The sequence below is a fragment of the Xanthomonas populi genome, from assembly GCF_002940065.1.
In the GTDB taxonomy this organism is placed as follows: domain Bacteria; phylum Pseudomonadota; class Gammaproteobacteria; order Xanthomonadales; family Xanthomonadaceae; genus Xanthomonas; species Xanthomonas populi.
Genome location: NZ_MDEJ01000032.1, coordinates 1 through 17031, shown reverse-complemented (window position 1 = coordinate 17031; position 17031 = coordinate 1). Strand labels below are relative to the sequence as shown.

14 protein-coding genes and 2 pseudogenes are annotated in these 17031 nt (G+C 64.2%); 8 read left to right on the top strand and 8 right to left on the bottom strand.

The annotated features are described in order from the left end of the window. Window positions 1-2: 2 nt before the first annotated feature. The 5 genes and pseudogenes from XpopCFBP1817_RS07315 to XpopCFBP1817_RS07295 form a co-directional block, all read right to left on the bottom strand. A complete protein-coding gene (locus XpopCFBP1817_RS07315; RefSeq protein WP_128416613.1) occupies window positions 3-1415 on the bottom strand; it encodes a peptidylprolyl isomerase in 1413 nt (470 codons plus the stop codon). Beyond that, entirely contained in the window at window positions 1412-3853 is a 2442-nt protein-coding gene (gene lptD, locus XpopCFBP1817_RS07310) for an LPS-assembly protein LptD (RefSeq protein ID WP_128416612.1), read from the bottom strand. The genes XpopCFBP1817_RS07315 and lptD overlap by 4 nt, the downstream gene beginning before the upstream one ends. 128 nt (window positions 3854-3981) lie before the next feature. Further along, a complete protein-coding gene (locus XpopCFBP1817_RS07305) occupies window positions 3982-4890 on the bottom strand; it encodes a histone deacetylase family protein (RefSeq protein WP_128416611.1) in 909 nt (302 codons plus the stop codon). A gap of 38 nt (window positions 4891-4928) precedes the next feature. Further along, window positions 4929-5487, bottom strand: a pseudogene (locus XpopCFBP1817_RS07300) (cob(I)yrinic acid a,c-diamide adenosyltransferase). Between the two features lies 1 nt (window position 5488). Continuing rightward, window positions 5489-6067: a hypothetical protein gene (locus XpopCFBP1817_RS07295; RefSeq protein ID WP_128416610.1), complete on the bottom strand. Its 579-nt coding sequence runs from the start codon at window positions 6065-6067 to the stop codon at window positions 5489-5491. Window positions 6068-6441: 374 nt separating this feature from the next. On the opposite strand from XpopCFBP1817_RS07295, the gene ubiH reads away from it, so the two are divergent. The 5 genes from ubiH to XpopCFBP1817_RS07265 all read left to right on the top strand — a co-directional run bounded on the left by ubiH (window position 6442) and on the right by XpopCFBP1817_RS07265 (window position 11374). Then, window positions 6442-7650 (top strand): 2-octaprenyl-6-methoxyphenyl hydroxylase, encoded by a 1209-nt coding sequence (gene ubiH, locus XpopCFBP1817_RS07285; RefSeq protein WP_128416608.1) that lies wholly within the window; start codon window positions 6442-6444, stop codon window positions 7648-7650. After that, a complete protein-coding gene (locus XpopCFBP1817_RS07280; protein ID WP_128416607.1) occupies window positions 7647-8828 on the top strand; it encodes a UbiH/UbiF family hydroxylase in 1182 nt (393 codons plus the stop codon). Before ubiH ends, XpopCFBP1817_RS07280 begins: the two co-directional genes overlap by 4 nt. A gap of 125 nt (window positions 8829-8953) precedes the next feature. Then, window positions 8954-9676, top strand: a complete 723-nt coding sequence (locus tag XpopCFBP1817_RS07275) for an alpha/beta fold hydrolase (RefSeq protein ID WP_128416606.1) — start codon at window positions 8954-8956, stop codon at window positions 9674-9676. Between the two features lie 94 nt (window positions 9677-9770). Beyond that, window positions 9771-10202 carry a nuclear transport factor 2 family protein gene (locus XpopCFBP1817_RS07270; protein WP_128416605.1) on the top strand — a complete coding sequence of 144 codons (432 nt, stop codon included), beginning with the start codon at window positions 9771-9773 and terminating at the stop codon, window positions 10200-10202. Window positions 10203-10441: 239 nt separating this feature from the next. Then, window positions 10442-11374 carry a SphA family protein gene (locus XpopCFBP1817_RS07265; RefSeq protein WP_128416631.1) on the top strand — a complete coding sequence of 311 codons (933 nt, stop codon included), beginning with the start codon at window positions 10442-10444 and terminating at the stop codon, window positions 11372-11374. Window positions 11375-11557: 183 nt separating this feature from the next. On the opposite strand, the gene XpopCFBP1817_RS07260 is transcribed toward XpopCFBP1817_RS07265, so the two are convergent. Beyond that, complete coding sequence (locus tag XpopCFBP1817_RS07260) at window positions 11558-12232, bottom strand: GntR family transcriptional regulator (protein WP_128416604.1); 675 nt, start codon at window positions 12230-12232, stop codon at window positions 11558-11560. Window positions 12233-12466: 234 nt separating this feature from the next. On the opposite strand from XpopCFBP1817_RS07260, the gene XpopCFBP1817_RS07255 reads away from it, so the two are divergent. The 3 genes from XpopCFBP1817_RS07255 to XpopCFBP1817_RS07245 all read left to right on the top strand — a co-directional run bounded on the left by XpopCFBP1817_RS07255 (window position 12467) and on the right by XpopCFBP1817_RS07245 (window position 14801). After that, complete coding sequence (locus XpopCFBP1817_RS07255; RefSeq protein ID WP_128416603.1) at window positions 12467-13363, top strand: gallate dioxygenase; 897 nt, start codon at window positions 12467-12469, stop codon at window positions 13361-13363. A gap of 10 nt (window positions 13364-13373) precedes the next feature. After that, window positions 13374-13733: a protocatechuate 3,4-dioxygenase gene (locus XpopCFBP1817_RS07250; protein ID WP_128416602.1), complete on the top strand. Its 360-nt coding sequence runs from the start codon at window positions 13374-13376 to the stop codon at window positions 13731-13733. A 66-nt stretch (window positions 13734-13799) separates the two neighbouring features. Further along, the gene (locus tag XpopCFBP1817_RS07245) at window positions 13800-14801 is read left to right on the top strand and encodes a LysR substrate-binding domain-containing protein (RefSeq protein WP_128416601.1); all 1002 of its coding nucleotides are present in this window, start codon (window positions 13800-13802) and stop codon (window positions 14799-14801) included. Between the two features lie 174 nt (window positions 14802-14975). Here XpopCFBP1817_RS07245 and XpopCFBP1817_RS07240 read toward each other — a convergent pair whose 3' ends face one another. Together XpopCFBP1817_RS07240 and XpopCFBP1817_RS07235 are read right to left on the bottom strand one after the other, a co-directional pair. Next, the gene (locus tag XpopCFBP1817_RS07240) at window positions 14976-16454 is read right to left on the bottom strand and encodes an AMP-binding protein (RefSeq protein WP_128416600.1); all 1479 of its coding nucleotides are present in this window, start codon (window positions 16452-16454) and stop codon (window positions 14976-14978) included. A gap of 212 nt (window positions 16455-16666) precedes the next feature. Continuing rightward, window positions 16667-16879: pseudogene (locus XpopCFBP1817_RS07235) on the bottom strand (transposase); the annotation flags it as partial. Window positions 16880-17031: the final 152 nt, after the last annotated feature.

The window sequence follows — 17031 nt, the reverse complement described above, 5'->3', positions numbered from 1 at the left end:
AATCAGCGCGTCGGCTGAGCAGGCGGCGGGGTCGGCGCAGCAGGCTCGGCAGGCGCCGCAGCAGGCTCTGCGGGCTTGGCCGGAGCGGCAGTGGCGTCGCCATCGGCACGATCGCCGGTGCGGAAGCTCACATACGCTTCGCCGCGCAGTTCCTGCAGGTAGCGGTTGTAATCTTCTTCCAGCTTGCGACGGCCGATCGTTTCACGGATCTGCGCACGCTGACTCTCGGCACTGACGTCGGTCTGACGACTACCAACGCGCTGCACGATATGCCAGCCCGCCTGGGTGCGGAACGGCTCGGACACCGCGCCGTCGGCCAGGCCTTCGACTTGCTTGCCGAAATCCGGGCCGAACGCGTCCGCCGGGAACCAGCCCAGATCGCCGCCCTGACCACGGCTGTTGGTGTCTTCGGAAGACTCCTTCGCCGTGGCCTGAAAATTGGCGCCACCGGTGATGCGCGCACGCAGGGTGTCGATCTTGGCCTTGGCCTGCGCTTCGGTCTGGTTGTCGCCGATACGCACCAGGATGTGGCGTGCGTTGTACTCGGTGACCAGCTTCTTTTCGCCACCGGCATTGGCGTCGCGCATTTCCACCAGCTTGAGCAGCTGGAAGCCGCTTGGGCCACGTAGCGGTCCGGCCACCTGACCAGGCTGCATGTCGCGGATCAGCTGAGCGAACGCGTTGGGAATTTCGTCCAGGCTGCGCCAGCCCAGGTCGCCGCCTTCCAGTGCATTCGGGCTATCCGAATAACGCACTGCAGCCGCCGAGAAATCCAGCTCGCCCTTGTCGATCAATGCCTTCACGCCATCGACTTTCTTTTGGCCAGTTGCGATCTGTTCGGCATTGGCGCCTTCCGGCAGGCCGACCAGGATATGCGCCAGGTGATACTGGCTACCGGTGGCGGCCTGCTGGGCCAGCGCGGTGTCCACTTCACCTTCGCTCACACTGATGCGGCTCTGCGCAAAGCTCTGACGCAAGCGCTGCACAATGATTTCGTCGCGTACCGATGCACGGAAGTCGCCATAGCCCATCCCGTCGGCGACCAGCTTCTGACGCAGGCCATCCACTGTGGTGCCGTTCTGCTGGGCGATGCTGGCGATGGCGCGGTTGAGTTCTTCGTCGCTGACACGGATACCGGTGCTGTCGGCGCGGCCAACCTGCAACTTGACCAGCACCAGACGCTCGAGCACCTGACGCTGCAGGACATCGTCCGGCGGCAGCTGATTATCGCGACCTGCGTATTGCGACTTGACGTTGCGCACAGCGCGATCGAGCTCGCTCTGCAGCACCACGTCTTCGTCCACGATGGCAGCGATGCGATCCAGTGTCTGAGATTGCTGTGCCGATGCCATCGGCGAAACCGTGCTGGTGATGACCAGCAGCGAGGCGAGAACAACAGAGAAAGGCTTGGTCATGGAATCAAGTTCGGATCGTAATCGTCCGGATTAGTCGTGGTGTTGCTGGGCGGGACCAAGTACAGGTCGTCGCGGTAATAGCCGAGAATAGCACGGCGCAAAGTGCGGTCCGTGTTCTGCCCGAACGAGCTCAAGCCCTTCAGCACGAACTCCACCTGGATGGAGTTGTCCATCTCGCCGTCGCGGTTGCGCACGAATCGGCGCACCAGCGCACGCACGGCCAAGCAGCAGCTATCCCACTGCACGCCACCGATGATTTCCAGCGGTTTGCGGTCCAGCAGCGAGTAGTAATAACGACCGACCGCACTCCAGCTGGGGTTGATCGGATACAGGAAAGAGAAATCGGCCTGCTTGAGCTGATCGCTTTCGTCGATCAGGTTGCGCCGGTAGCGATACGCCAGGTTGATGACGCCGTCGTTGTTGAGCAGATAACGCGTGCGCAGGCTTGCCAGATCTTCCTTGCGCGAGTTGGGGTTCCACTGATAGGTGGCGCCCATCGACCAACGGTCGTTGATCATGTAGTTGGCATCGGCCACCCAGGCGGACTTGCCCTGTTCGATGGGCTGTTCGCTACCGGCCGTCGAGTTGGTGCTGTTGTTGATGGTGACCAGCGAATCGTTTAAGTACAGGATCTGCCCCGCACTCAGCGACAACTTCTCGCGACCATCGTCCTGGCGCAGCCAGCGCGAGGTCACTGCCAGGGTCAACTGGTTTGCATCGTTCTGACGGTCGGCGCCGGTGTAGCGCGAATCGCGAAACAACTGCCCGTAGCTGAAGGTGAACGGGCGGGTATCGAAGACCGGCAGATCGTCCTGGTCGCGGTGGGGCACGTACAGGTAATACATGCGCGGTTCCAACGTATTGAGATAGTTGGTGCCGAACACCGAGGTCTCGCGGTCGAAATACAGTCCGGCGTCCAGCGAGGCGATCGGCAGACTGCGCGTCGGCGAGCGATTGCCGGTCAGCGGCGCGGTATTAGCCAACGTCGAATCCAGCTGATAGGCGGTGTAGCGCCAGGCCACGGTCGGCGTCAGGAACCACGCCGCGCCCGACAGCGGCATCGAGATATAGGGTTTGATGTCCAGGCGCGAGCCGCTGCCGTATTCCTGATTGCGGATGTTGGTGCGGACGTACTCGTCGTTATCGTCGCGGTTGTTTGTTTCGCCTGGAGCGCTGGGGCTCGGAGGCTGGACGAAGTAGGAGTCGTCATGCGTGAAGCGCACCGCTTCGGCATACACGCCTGCCTCGAAGATGCCGAACGGCTTTTCCCAGGTGAAATAGGCACGCGGCTGCCGGTTATAGGGCAACGACCGTTCGTCGAGGGTGTAGTCGGTCAGCTGCCAGCGATCCGCCATCACACCTGCAGTCCAGGTCTCGCCGGTGCCGTAGATGCCCACGGTGCTTTGCACACTGGAAGCCGACCCCATGCCATTGATGCGGCTGGTGAAATCTTCCACGTAGCGCGTGTCGCTGACCCAGGAGATGCTGCTGCGCGCCTGCCAGTACTTGTTGACGTTGTGATAGCCGCTGTAGAAGACGCTGCCACGGTCCTTGTCGCGCAACTTGTCGTTAGGCAGATAGTTGCCGGTGATTTCGCCGCGGCCGCCCTCGTACAGGTAACGGAATTCGGTGCCGAACATGAAACCGCGCTTGCTCATGTAGCGCGGCAGCAGCGTGGCGTCGTAATTCGGCGCCAGATTCAGATAGATCGGCTGCAGGTAATCGAAGCCGTTGCGGCCGGACAGGCCGAACTGCGGGAACAGCAGGCCGGTCATGCGGCGGTCGTCGATCGGAAACTTGAACCACGGGAAATACAGCACCGGCACCTTGCCGATCTGCAGCACGGCGTTGCGCGCGGTACCGAAGCCGTCTTCGTTGTCGACGTCGATCTCCGGCGCGCGCACGCGCCAGATCGGCTGCGAGGGATCGCAGGTGGTATAGGTCGAGCGGTGCATCTGCCCGACCTGGCCCTGCAGGTCCACCGATTCCGCAACGCCGTTGCCGCGTCGGTCCACCATCTGGTACTGAATGTTGCTGACCTTGTGGGCGTCGGTGTCCTGATTGCCTTCAGCGCGGTCGGCCACCATGCGGAAGGAGTTGTCCTGATAGCGCACGTTGCCTTCGGCGATGTAGTTGCCGGTCTCGGTGTCCATGCGCAGGTTGTCGGCACCCAGGAACTGGTCGCCGCGCTTGAGCGCCACGTTGCCCTGGTATTGCGGATTGGTGCTGGTGCCGGACAGCTGGTCGCCTTCGATATCGGTGGGCAGCTGTTGGCGCATCTCGGCGGCCTTGGCATCGGCGGCCGGGGCGCCGTCGAAGCCGGGCAGAGGGTCCACAGCAGGGCACAATCCCCAGTTCAGCGGCTTGTCGACAGCCATGGCCGGTAGGCACATGGCGATGCTCAAGGGTAGGGGTAGCAGGCGGAGAACTCGGCGCACGCGTTGGGTTCAACCAGTAAAATGGTCACTAGCTTGCCGTATACCCCGCATGGGGGCAATGAAAAGCCCCGGCCTCGGGAGGGCGAGGTTCATCGCACTGGGTGGCGCGACCAACGCGCCGTTGGGGTTCAACGCAGTGCGGCCACGTGCGCCACACTGCTCTCGCGCAAGGCCTGCAGGTCGTAGCCGCCCTCCAGCATGGACACTACGCGGCCGCGCGCATGCCGTTCGGCCAGTGTGCGCAATGCACGGGTCAGCCAGGCGAAATCGTCGGCATCGAGCATCAGATCGGCCAGCGGGTCGCGCAGGTGCGCATCGAAACCGGCGGAAATCAGGATCAGCTGCGGGCGGAAGACGTCGATCAGCGGCAGCATCTGGTCTTCCCATACGTTGCGGAAGCGCAGCCCGTCGCTGCCAGGTGGCAGCAGCAGGTTGTGGATGTTGCCGATGCCGCGCTCGTAGACGCTGCCCGAGTGCGGATACAGCCCGGACTGGTGGGTGCTGAGGTATTGCACAGTCGGCTCGCGTTCGAAGATCGCCTGCGTGCCGTTGCCGTGGTGCACGTCGAAATCCACGATGGTGATGCGCTCCAGTCCATGCCGGTCACGCGCGTGGGCGGCGGCCAGGGCGATGTTGTTGAACAGGCAAAAGCCCATCGACACCTGCCCGGTGGCGTGATGTCCGGGCGGGCGAACCGCGCAGAAGGCGGTGCGGGTGACGTCCTGCATGACCGCATCTACCGCGGCGATGCCGGCACCTGCCGCGCGCAAGGCGGCCGCGCGCGAGCCGGGCGACATCACGGTGTCTACATCGAGCCGGTGATGGCCGTTGAAGGAGGTTTCCAGCACCGTGTCGACCTGTTCGCGCTCGTGCACCCGGCACAGGTCGCCCAGCTTGGCCAGCGGCGCTTCGCGCCAGTCCAGATCCGGAAATGCGTCGCGCAAGGCCTGGACCACCGCTTCCAGGCGGGCGGGGCGCTCGGGATGCTCGGGGCCGGCGTCGTGACCGAGGCAGGCGGGATGGGTAAAGACCAACATGGGGCAAATCTAGCCTTTCCGCCGTGCCATGTGCATGCTCAGCCGTGCCGGCGGTCGTGCCGCCACAGCACTTCCTGCTGGCCATCGGCACGTCCCAGTGCGCGCGCCAGCACGAACAGCAGGTCTGACAGACGATTTAAATAGCCGATTGCCTCGCTGCGCACTTGCTCGTGACGCGACAGCGCGATGGTCTCGCGCTCGGCCCGGCGCACGATGGTGCGGGCCAGATGGCAGCGCGCGGCCGCCTCGCCACCGGCCGGCAGGATAAAGTTCTGCAGCGGGGGGGAGCGTGTCGTTGAAGTGGTCGAGCTGGCGCTCCAGCGCCTCGATATCGGCGGCGTCGATGGCCGCATGGCCCGGGATGCACAGCTCGCCGCCCAGATCGAACAACTGGTGCTGCACCGTGGTCAGTAGCTCGGCGATTGGTTGCGGCACGTCGGGGGCCGCCAGCAGCATGCCGATGGCCGAATTGGCTTCGTCCACGCTGCCGTAGGCATTGACGCATAACGCGTCCTTGCCGGTGCGGCTGCCGTCGCCCAGACCGGTGCAGCGGTCGTCGCCGGCACGCGTATAGAAGCGTGAGAGCCGGTTGCCCATCTCAGCCGGCCTGCGTCTGGCCGTGCGAGCTGGTCAGGCGCTCGGCGGCAACCTGGATCACTGCGGCAGCCGCAACATACAGCGCCGCGCTGCGCAGGTAGGGACCCAGCCAGTCGGTGTAGTTCTTGACCCAGCCGGCCACGGTCGGCTCGGCCACGCTGGCGCTGATCCAGTAGAAGCTGCCCTGGGCGATTAGCTGGCATAGCGCCACGGCGATCAGCAGCGCCGGCACCAGTGTGGCCAGCGCGCTCCAGTGGGCGCCGTGGTACTGCCGGCGCAGCCACAGGCCACTGGCCCAGAGCGCGAAATACGCCGGGATCAGGCACCAGTACGCCGGCGACACGCCGTAGTGTTGCCAGAAGTTCAGGCCCTGGTTGGTGATCGCCAGCCAGTCCGCCGCCACCGCCAGCAGCATCAGCAGCGGAAACGCCAGTTTGGTGCGCGCAGCCAGATGGAACCCGCCTATGAAGAACACCGCCCAATACGCGTCCGGGACCGGCGGGAAGTGGTTGATCCGCGTGGACGCCATCAGGACGGCGAGCAAGCTCACAATCACGGTGTCGTGCGAGCGAGGAGTCATGCGCGAAAGTGGCTGGATCACAGGTCCGGGAGTGTAGCGTGGAACCCGCCGAGCCCACGCCAAATACCGGGCATAGATAGGACGTCTGTCCAAGGCGATCACTGGGTGGTGCTGTCCCCGGTTCCCTCAAGTACGCCGTCCGCTTTCCCGTGGAGTCATCGAAAATGAGGGCATCGTGTTCGTTTGCGATGTTCGGCAGGCTTGCCGCCACATTCTTGAGGACTTCGCGCGCTGTGTCGGAAATCTGTTCGCAGTGATGGAACTGGAACATCTGCCCCGTGTTCAGAAGGCGACCGCACCACGCGCGCCTGGCGCGGCAAGCTGTCCCACCCGATCGCGCCAACGGGCCGTGGGCGAAGGCTTATCATGTGGGAATGACACACCTACATGACGTTCTGATCGTTGGCGGTGGCCTGGTCGGCTCCAGCCTGGCGATTGCACTGGACCGCATCGGCCTGGATGTCGGGCTGGTGGAAGCCACCCCGGCCGGCGCCCCGCCGGCGGTATTCGACCAACGCAACCTGAGTTTTGCTGCCGCCACCGTCAACGCGCTGAGCGTACTCGGGGTGATGGCCAAGCTGCGCAGCGCGCCAGGGCCGATCCGGCGCATCCACGTCAGCCGCGCCGGCGACTTTGGCCGTGTGCAGCTGGATGCGGCCGACTACGGGCGCGACAGCTTCGGCCAGGTGGTGGTGGCGCGCGACTTGGGCGAGGCCTTGCAGGCACGGCTGGACGAACTGACCCATCTACGTCGCTATCGCCCGGCGCGCTGCATCGGGGTCGAACCGGTGCAGGACGGCCTGCGCGCGCTGCGCCTGTCCACCGATGAAGGCGAGCGGCTTGTGCGGGCCAGGCTGGTGGTTGGCGCCGATGGCAGCCACAGCGCTGTGCGCGAGCTGCTGCATATCGGCAGCGAAGCGCATGACTTTTTCCAGACCCTGTTCGTGGCGCGGGTGCGTGCAGCAAAGCCGCCGGATGGCACCGCGTGGGAGCGCTTCGACACGCACGGGCCAACGGCATTACTGCCGCGTGGCGATCGTCATTACGGCGCAATCCACTGCGTGGCGCGTGCCGACGCCGACGCGGTAGCTGCACTCGACGAAGCTGGCTGGCTGGCCCGCTTGCAGCGCGCAGCCGGCTGGCGCGCCGGGCGCTTTATCGCCAGTGGCGAGCGCAGCGCGTATCCGTTGGTGCAGGTGCTGGCGACCACTGTGGTCGCCGAGCGCGTGGTGCTGATCGGCAACGCGGCGCAGATGCTGCATCCGATCGGCGCGCAAGGTTTCAACCTCGGCTTGCGCGATGCGCTGACGCTGGCCGAATTGATCGAACACGATCGCAGCGATGCCGGTGCGGGCGGGTTGTTGAGCGAGTATCTGGTGCGTCGACGCGTGGACCGTGAACAGACCATCGGGTTTTCCAGCGGGCTGGCGCGGCTCACCGGCAATCCGGCGCCGTTGCTGCGGCCGTTGCGCAGCCTTGGTCTGCTGGCCGCCTCGCAGGCGGCGCCGCTGCAATCGATGCTGGTCGGCGGGGCGATGGGATTCCGTGGCGACGTGCCGCAGCTGTGCCGGGGGATCGCATGAGCCGCCGTGGCACACGCGACGCGTTGATCGTCGGCGGTGGCGTGGTCGGCGCCGCCTGCGCGCTGGCCCTGGCCGATGTCGGTTTGAACGTCGCCCTGGTCGAAGGCCGCGAGCCCGTACGCTGGCGCGCAGATCAACCCGATCTGCGCGTGTACGCCTTTGCCACCGACAACGCCGCGCTGCTCGACAGTCTGGACGTGTGGAAGGCCGTGCGCGCCGCACGCGTGCAGCCGTACCGGCGCATGCGGGTCTGGGACGCGGGCGGCGGTGGCGAACTGAGCTTCGACGCCGACGCGCTGGGGCGCGAACAACTCGGCTGGATCGTCGAACACGATGTGCTGGTCGATCGCCTGTGGGCCGCTGTGCAGGCCGCAGGGATCCAGGTGCATTGCCCGGCGCGCGTGGTCGAGCTGGAGCAGGACGCAACGAGCGTGCGCCTGCGCCTGGACGATGGCAGGCGCCTGGAAGCGGCGATCGCGATTGCCGCCGATGGCGCTGCGTCCACCTTGCGCGCGTTGACCGGCCTGCCGGTGTCGCAGCATGCCTATGATCAGCGTGGCGTTGTGGCGTTTGTGCAGACCGAGCAGCCGCATCAATCCACCGCCTGGCAGCGTTTTTTGACCACCGGCCCGTTGGCATTTCTGCCGTTCACCGATGGTCGTAGTTCGATCGTGTGGACCTTGCCGGATGCCGAGGCCGAGCGCTTGCTGGCGCTCGACGATGCCGACTTTTCGCGCGCGTTGACGCAGGCTTTTGCCGCCCGACTGGGGCAGGTGCGCGTGGTGTCTGCGCGCGCGGCATTTCCGCTGCAGCGGCAGTTGGTGGAGCAGTACGTCAGCGGCCGCGTGCTGACCTTGGGCGACGCCGCGCACGTGGTGCATCCGCTGGCCGGGCAGGGCGTCAATCTGGGCCTGCGCGATGTGGCTGCGCTGCGCGACGAGGTGCGCAATGCGCTCGCAAAGCGCGCCAACTGGGCGGCGCCGCATCGCCTGCAGCGCTGGGCACGCACGCGGCGCAGCGAAAACACCGTTGCCGCGTACGGCTTCGACGCAATCAACACGGTGTTCTCCAACGACGAGATGCATCTGACCTTGCTGCGCGGAGCAATGCTCGGTCTGGCCGGCAAATTGCCGCCGCTGGTCGATGTGCTGTGGAAGCGCGCCTCCGGCGGCGCGTGATCCACAAGACTGCCGGCGCGAACGCTGTCGGCAGCTGTCAGTCAGGGAGGTATATGTCCTTTAGGTTATAGCGAAGGCGGCACTTTCCATACGACGAACGTGGCTGACGTGGCTACAGTCGATCTATGTCCTCACCTGTCACATTGTCGCCAACGCCTCCGGTGCTGCTGCTGTGCGGCCTGCTCTGCGATGCCAGCATCTGGGAACACCAGCGCGCGGTGCTGGCCGAACTTGCCGAGGTGCAGGTGCTGGATTTCCGCGACCTGACCACGCTGTCTGCGATGGCCGCCTACGTGCTGGAGCGCGCACCGCACCGGTTCGCACTGGCCGGTCATTCGATGGGCGCGCGTGTGGCGCTGGAAGTGCTGCGGTTGGCGCCGGAGCGCGTGCACCGTCTGGCGCTGCTGGATACCGGCGTGCATCCGCGCAGCGACGGCGAGCAGGCGCTGCGCGAGTCGCTGGTTGCGCTGTCACAGGCGCAAGGCATGCGTGCGCTCGCCAACCAGTGGCTGCCGCCGATGCTGCACCCGGACCGCCGCGCCGATCCGGCGCTCTTGGCGCCGCTGACGAAGATGGTGGAGCGGCACACGCCGCAGAACTTCGCCGGGCAGGTCAACGCCTTGCTGCAACGCCCCGATGCGGCACCGCTGCTCGCCACGATCCGCTGCCCGACGCCGCTGGGCGTCGGTCGTCAGGATGCATGGAGTCCGGTAGCACGCCATCAGGACATGGCGCGGCAGATTCCAGGTGCGCAGCTGGTGGTGTTCGAACACAGCGGGCATATGGCCCCGGTCGAGGCTCCAGAGGCGGTCAGTAGCGCCCTGCGCAATTGGTTGCAGGACGCGTGAGGCGGTCGCCTGGAACACGCTGCAGCAACGTGTGCGCGCTCGCGCACCGATGCCCAACGCCGCACCGTCGCTGCATTGCAAGGAGTTCGCTCCCATGACTGCCAAAGCATCTATCGTCGTTGCCTGCGAGCAAGTGATCCGCCAATTCGCCTGGTACAACGATCAGCACGATCACGACGGCCTCGCCGGGTTGTTCACCGAAGATGCGGTCTTCGCCCGGCCCAGCGCGCCCGATGCACCGGTGCGTGGACGCGAGGCGATCCGCCGCGCGTTCGCCGAGCGTCCACCGCGCACGAGTTGCCATCTGATGCTCGATACCGTCGTCTCGGTGCAGTCGCCGGTGCTGGCGAACGCGCGCAGTCACGTACTGCTTTACACCGCCTCCGTCACCTCCGGGTCGCCGCCATGGCAGGCCGATGGTGCTGCGCTGCTGGGCACGTTCGAGGACGTGCTGGTGTGCGAGCAAGGCCTGTGGCTGTTCCAGCAACGTTTGGGCGCGCTGCTGCTGCGCCTGGGCACCGGATAAGCCGCTCCAGAGAGTCGTATCGAGTGCCGCTCTCCCGGATGCGCAAGCCTCACGGGCCTGCCGCGCAGCGCCGCGACTGCTGTCCATTCCCTCACGTCGTGCCTGCATCCAAACGCCTTATCCCTTAACAGGAGAATTGCCAAGTGGAACACGCATGTCCGATCCATCGCAGCAACCGCCCGTCGTCCCCGCAGCGCTTTCCAGATGCCAGCGCGCTGGCAGCGGCGTTGGCCGCGACGATGCCCTTCGCCGCACTCGCGCAGGCGTTGCCGGAAACTGTCGCGCCGCCGCAGGGCATCAACTTGGGCGGCACCAGCTTCTTCGATGGCTTCGGCTCCAGTACGCCGGGGTTGACCGTGATCGAATACGTGCGCCACTACAACTCCAACGCCATCCTGGATGGGCACGGCAACGATGTGCCGGCGTTCCGCGATCCGAAGATCAGCACCACGGCATCGTTGACGCAGTTCATCTATGTCACTCCCTATACGTGGCTGGGAGGATCGGTCAGCTTCGATGCGATTCTGCCGTTGGTCAATCACAATGCGTCCTTTGCAGCCGATAGCCCGGTGCGGCTGTGCGGCAACGCCTTCGGCATGGGCGATATCACCGTCGGTGCCGCATTGCAGATGCCGCCGGTCATGCGTAACGGACGCATCGCGTTCTTTCAGCGCTTTGCGCTGGTTGCATTCGCGCCGGTCGGCAATTTCAATCGCGATATTGCGATCAACCAGAGCACCGGCTTCTGGTCGCTGTCACCGCATTGGGCGTTTACCGTGCAGCCCAGCGACAATTGGGAAATCAGTGCGCGTCTGCATTATCTCTACAACTTCCGGACCGACCGCGCCGGTGGCGTGCCGCCGATTCCAGGATTCCGCTTCCGCAACGGCCAGGCCGGCGATGTGGCCTGGGCCAACATCGCCAGCTCGGTCAAGGTTACCGAGCAGCTGCGTCTGGGCGTCAGTGGCTATTACCTGCAGCAGTTGGAGGACAACCAGACCAATGGGGAACGTGTGCCGGACAGCAAGCGCACGCAGTTCTATCTCGGTCCTGGCTTTTCCTGGCGGTTCGATCAAAAGAACCTGCTCAACTTCAACGTCTATCTGCCGGTTGATGTAAAGAACTCGGTTGCCGGCAACAACTTCAACGTGATGTTCGTGCATTCGCTATAGCGTGGGTGAATGCATGCGGCCTGCTTGCCAATGTGCTGACATTGGCGAGCGTTGCAGGTTGCCGCTTTTGCTTGCATCTGCGTTCTTAGATGCGCGAGCTGCGATCGGTTGCTGGGCATTTTCGTTGGTGAGGTTGTGCCTCTGTCGCTTCGCGCGATGACGCGCAGTCGCGCGCGACGCGAATCAGATGCCCATGCTGTGCCGCTGGGTATTGGCATGCTCGCGAAACAGCAGTTCGGCGCGCGCGCCGTCGCGTTGCTCGATGGCCGACACGATCGCTCTATGTTGCCGATGCCCGTAATACAGATCGTCGTAGGCCAAGGTGACCGAGCGTTGGCCGAACACCACATTGACCGGGCTGACGAACGGCACCAGTGTGCAGCGGTCCACGGTTTCGGTGAGGATCGGTTTGTTGGCGGCCACCACGATCGACCGATGAAAGCAGGCATTCATTGCGCCGTAGGCCTGTTCAGCGCCGGCACTGAGGCTGCGCCTTGCCAGGATCCGGTCGCCCTCGTCGAGGCAGGCGTGCAGGGTGGCAAGCAGGACGTCGGAAGCGCCCTGTTCGGCAATTGCACGTGCGGCCATGCCTTCCATCAGGGCACGCACCGCCAACGCGTCCAGACTCTCCTGCTGGCTGAAACGCCGCACCGCATAGCCGCGATTGCCCGCCTGTACCAGCAGGCCTTCCTGGCATAGCGCCGGCAGGGCCTGACGGATGGGCGTGCGCGAAATGGCCAGGCGCTCGGCCAATGCCGCTTCGGTGATGCGCTCGTCTGGGGCAAACGTGCCGCACAGGATCAATTCGCGTAGTTGCTGAATCGCTTGCAATCGGTGGTTGTTCGCCATTGGCTCCATTCTCTCGCGCCGTACCGCAGCGCACGTTGACCAAGCGGGGAAACCTACGAATAACCTGTATAAAAACCTTGCGGATGGGAACGCTTGATGGCAATTTGGATCCCAAGGATACCGTTTTGGCGATCCGTAGTCCTTGGCTGACCCTCTTAGGATCCATTGCGTCGCTGATCCCGACCCAATCAATGACGCGCGTTCGGCCCCAGAAGCGGCCGGCCCGCGTCGCAGGAGCGCAACATGGCAAGCATTATCGGCGGCATCGGGACCTCGCACGTCCCCACCATCGGGGTGGCCTACGACAAGGGCAAACAGCAGGATCCGCTATGGAAGCCGCTGTTCGACGGCTACACGCCGGTTGCCGCCTGGTTGGCGGAGCAACAGGCCGACGTGCTGGTGTTCTTCTACAACGACCATTGCACGACGTTCTTCTTCGACCTGTACCCGACCTTCGCATTGGGCATCGGCGAGCGCTTTCCGGTAGCCGACGAAGGCGCGGGGCTGCGTAATCTGCCGCCGATCCGCGGCGATGTGCAGCTGCAGGCGCATATCGCCGAATGCCTGGTCAACGACGAATTCGATCTGACCGTGTTCCAGGACAAGCCGATCGACCACGGCTGCGCGGCGCCGTTGCCGTTGCTATGGCCGCACGTGCCGGACTGGCCAGGCACGGTGGTGCCGATCGCCATCAACGTGCTGCAGTACCCGCTGCCGACCGCGCGCCGCTGCTACCGCCTTGGTCAGGCGGTACGCCGCGCGATCGAATCCTATCCGGAAGATCTCAAGGTGGTGGTGGTGGGCACCGGCGGGCTGTCGCACCAGATCCACGGCGAACGCACCGGCTTCAACAACACCGAGTGGGACATGGAGTTTCTGGACCGCTTTCAGCATGCGCCGGAAACGCTGACCGAGCTGACCCACACCGATTACGTGCGCCTGGGCGGTGCAGAGAGTGTGGAGCAGATCATGTGGCTGGCGATGCGCGGCGCCCTGGACGGGCCGATCCGCAAGCTGCATCAGAACTACTACTTGATGACCACCACCGCGATGACCGTGGTGCTGTACGAGCCTGGCGAAGAAGCAGCCGGCGCGCTGCGCTCGGCAGAGTTACTCGCGCACACCGCCAATGCTGCATGAGGGCCCGACGATGAATCCGCAAGTACAGGGCATGGACCAGATCGACGGCACCTATCTGTTCGATCTGCGCACCAGCAATCGCGCGCTGCGCATCAACCGATTCTTCTGGCACATGATTCGCATCCCGTGGCGCGATCGTTTTTTGCAGGATGCCGAAGCGCTGATGCAGGAAGCCGGGCTCACCGAGCAGGAAAAGGCGCTGATCCGTGCGCGCGACTGGCTCGGCCTTGTGCAGTATGGCGCCAATTTTTTCGTGATCGAAAAATTTGCACGCGTGGTGCGCATGACCAATCTGCAGGTCTACGCCATCATGCGCGGCGAATCTTTCGAAGACTTCATGCAGACGCGGCGTGTGCCCGATGCACGCTGACCTGCACGCGTCGGCCCTGTGCCGCATTGCAGCTCCACTCGACTTCCCAAACGTAAGGTCTTCCCCATGACCATGTCCTCTGTGTTCTTCGAACACCGCATCAAGGTCCGGCATCTACATGTCATCGAGGCGCTGGACCGGCAAAAAAGCCTGTTGCGCGCCTCACGCGTATTGAACGTCACCCAGCCCGCATTGACGCGCGCCTTGCAGGAGATAGAAGAGATCGTCGGCGCGCCGTTGTTCGAGCGCCATTCGCGCGGCGTGCGCCCTAACGCGATGGGCGAGGTGCTGGTACAGACCGCGCACGTCGTCCTTGGCCAGCTACGCCGCGCGCAGGATACCTTCGAGGGTCTGCTGCAGGACGATGCGCTCACGATCACCGTCGGCGCGTTGCCGGTGGCGGCGAGCGGGTTGTTGCCGGCCGTGCTGGCCGCGTTGTACCGAGCCGAGCCGACGCTGCGGGTGCGCCTGCTACATGGCCGTACCGATGAGTTGCTGCCCAAGCTGGCCGGTAACGAGGTCGATCTGGTGGTGGGCCGGCTGTATCCGCTTGCGCGCTACGATGCGCTGATCCGCAAGGTGCTGTATCACGATCCGATTGCATTGGTCGCGCGCAGCGATCATCCGTTGTTTGCCAACGGACCGGTACGTATTGCCGAAGCCGCGGCCTACCGGCAGGTGCTGCCGACGTTGAGCCAGCATGTGGAACGCGATGTGGCGCAGGTGATGCGAGAAAACGGGCTGGCCACGCGCGATAAGCTGCGTTCCAGTTCGGCCAGTTTCACTCGCGAGATCTTGCTTGGTACCGACAGCATCGCCGTGATGCCCAGCATGATGGTGGCCGGCGACATCGCACGCGGCGAGCTGCGTGCGTTTCAGTTGCAGCAGCCCTCGCAGGCACGCGCAGGCGGGGTGATCTATCGCGATGGAAGCGCGATCCACAAACCCGGCGTGCGCCTGCTGATGCGCGAGCTGGAACATCAGTTGGGTGTGATGGCCGAGCAAGGCGCGGTGTGGGTGGATGAGCAGATCGGCGAAGACGACATGTTGCTGGACGCGTCTGCGTGATCGATCACGTGCGTTCTGAGTAACGCCAAAGTGGATCTCGTGGAGCTGCTGCCGGCTTGACGCGCGCAAACAACGGGTAGCGCAAGGCTGCCGGTTCTGCTGTGTGTGGTCTGCTTCAGGATTGGAGCGTTGCAGCAGCGCTGGCGAGTGGTTCGACCACTGCTGCAGCGTGCATCACGCCTCATTGACCAAGGCCTCCTTCAAACGCGCCTTCTGCAATTTGCCGGTTGCGGTGCGTGGCAGCGCCTGGACCACGCGCAGGTGCTTGGGCACCTTGTACTTGGCCAGGCGTTTGATCAGATAGCTGCGGATCTGTTCCAGATCCGGTGCCTCATCGGTCGGGACGATTGCCAGATAACCGACCTCGCCCCACTGCTGGTCGGCGATGCCCACCACCGCGCATTCGCGCACTTGCGGATGCTCGGCGAGCACGGCTTCGATTTCTGCCGGATAGACGTTCTCGCCGCCGGAAATGAACATGTCTTTCTTGCGGTCGACGACCCAGAAGAAGCCATCGGCGTCGCGCTGCACGATGTCGCCGGTGCGGAACCAGCCCTGTTCATCAAGCGCTTCGGCGCTTGCCTGCGGGTCGCGCCAATAACCGGGGCTGAGATTGGGCCCGCGTAACAACAGCTCGCCGGGGACACCGACCTTGCAGTCGTTGCCATCGCCATCGACCACGCGCGTTTGCACCGAGGGTGTCGAAATGCCGACCGCGCCGAGCTTGTTGCGGATCACCTCGCAGTCCACCGACATGCCGAACACCGTGCCGGCCTCGCTCATACCGAAACCGCAGACCATCGGGATGCCATCGTCCAACCAGCCGAGCAGATCCTCGCTGGCATGTGGTGCGCCGCCGCTGACCAGCGCGGTCAGGTGACGCAACGATGCCGCATCGAAACCGGGCTGGCTACGGAACGCCTGCATCATCTGCGGCACGCCGACGTAATGCGTGATTGCAAGCGATTGATCGCTCAACCAGCCCAACGTGCGTTTTGGTTCGAAGCCGCTGGAGACCTGGATCGAGCCGCCGACGGCCAACACGGGACGCACATTGGTGACCAGGCCGATGATATGAAACATCGGCGCCTCGCACAGAAAGCTGCTGGTCGCATCCACGCGGGTGGTGACGCCGAAGTTGTGTGCTAACTGCTGCAGATTCTGCTCGCTCAGCATCACGCCTTTGGGCTGGCCAGAGGTGCCTGAGGTGAACAGGATCAAGCTGACGCGATCGGGCAGAATCGGCGCTGTGTCTGCGGGTTCGAGTGCGTTGGACTCTTCGAGGAAGTCGATCAGCGGCACGACATCGGCGCGCCCGGCGGCTATGTCGTCACCCAACAGCAGGCGCGGCTCGGCACGTCGCAACAGTGCATCCAGCTCGGCCGCACCCAATCGCCAGTTGAGCGGGACGTAGATCGCGCCGACCCGACCGCAGGCGAAATGCAGCGCCACCTGCCAGACAGAATTGCGTGCCAGCACCGCCACGCGTTCGCCATCCACACAGCCACGCGCTTGCAGCAATGCGGCGAAGCGGCCGATCAATGCGTCCAGTTCGGCGTAGGACCATTGCGCGCCGAGCAATACATCGCGTGCGGCGAGCTTGTGGGGTGCAAAGCGGGCGTGGAAAGCGATCGAGTCGGTCGGCATGGTCATGGCGCGGTCTTCTGGAGTGCGGAGTAGGGGAGTGACTGGCGTGAGTGCGACTGCTGAGAGCTGAAGGTTGAACGTGGCTGACAGATGGTGGCTGACAGACCGTAGCGAGCGTTTATCTGGCGGATGTGTCGTTGGAGTGATGGCTGCTTTAAGTAAGGTCTGAACAACTCGCAAGACCCAAAAATCTCAGCATCGAGAGCGCCAGTAACGCGCAACGCGGACCACTGCTGTACCAAGTGAATCCGCAACATCCTCGTCAGCACGTAGGGCTGCCGACCAGGCCGTCTTGACACCGGATAGTGCGGCTCGATCAATGCGGTCAGTTGTTTCCAGCGAACCCCCTGCTCCAGCTCGCACAGGAAGATCTCTCGGCTGGTCTGCTTGCGCTTGCACAAGCCCTCCGCGTCACCGAATGTCAGTTGCATGGAGGCTTCCTCAACGTGAGTGCGGAGTGTCGCGCATCTGGGGGGAGTTGTTCAGGGGTTCCCTAACTGAGGTAAGGGAACCTCGAACAACCAAGTCGTAGCCGTGGTGACACGCACTGGATGATGACCATACCTTCAAAAAATCAGCGATC

What these genes read in the sequence shown, in the direction of transcription:
- XpopCFBP1817_RS07315 (WP_128416613.1), bottom strand. Translation starts at nt 1,415, where the DNA reads ATGACCAAGCCTTTCTCTGTTGTTCTCGCCTCGCTGCTGGTCATCACC.
- XpopCFBP1817_RS07305 (WP_128416611.1), bottom strand. Translation starts at nt 4,890, where the DNA reads ATGTTGGTCTTTACCCATCCCGCCTGCCTCGGTCACGACGCCGGCCCC.
- XpopCFBP1817_RS07295 (WP_128416610.1), bottom strand. Translation starts at nt 6,067, where the DNA reads ATGACTCCTCGCTCGCACGACACCGTGATTGTGAGCTTGCTCGCCGTC.
- ubiH (WP_128416608.1), top strand. Translation starts at nt 6,442, where the DNA reads ATGACACACCTACATGACGTTCTGATCGTTGGCGGTGGCCTGGTCGGC.
- XpopCFBP1817_RS07280 (WP_128416607.1), top strand. Translation starts at nt 7,647, where the DNA reads ATGAGCCGCCGTGGCACACGCGACGCGTTGATCGTCGGCGGTGGCGTG.
- XpopCFBP1817_RS07275 (WP_128416606.1), top strand. Translation starts at nt 8,954, where the DNA reads ATGTCCTCACCTGTCACATTGTCGCCAACGCCTCCGGTGCTGCTGCTG.
- XpopCFBP1817_RS07270 (WP_128416605.1), top strand. Translation starts at nt 9,771, where the DNA reads ATGACTGCCAAAGCATCTATCGTCGTTGCCTGCGAGCAAGTGATCCGC.
- XpopCFBP1817_RS07265 (WP_128416631.1), top strand. Translation starts at nt 10,442, where the DNA reads ATGCCCTTCGCCGCACTCGCGCAGGCGTTGCCGGAAACTGTCGCGCCG.
- XpopCFBP1817_RS07260 (WP_128416604.1), bottom strand. Translation starts at nt 12,232, where the DNA reads ATGGAGCCAATGGCGAACAACCACCGATTGCAAGCGATTCAGCAACTA.
- XpopCFBP1817_RS07255 (WP_128416603.1), top strand. Translation starts at nt 12,467, where the DNA reads ATGGCAAGCATTATCGGCGGCATCGGGACCTCGCACGTCCCCACCATC.
- XpopCFBP1817_RS07250 (WP_128416602.1), top strand. Translation starts at nt 13,374, where the DNA reads ATGAATCCGCAAGTACAGGGCATGGACCAGATCGACGGCACCTATCTG.
- XpopCFBP1817_RS07245 (WP_128416601.1), top strand. Translation starts at nt 13,800, where the DNA reads ATGACCATGTCCTCTGTGTTCTTCGAACACCGCATCAAGGTCCGGCAT.
- XpopCFBP1817_RS07240 (WP_128416600.1), bottom strand. Translation starts at nt 16,454, where the DNA reads ATGACCATGCCGACCGACTCGATCGCTTTCCACGCCCGCTTTGCACCC.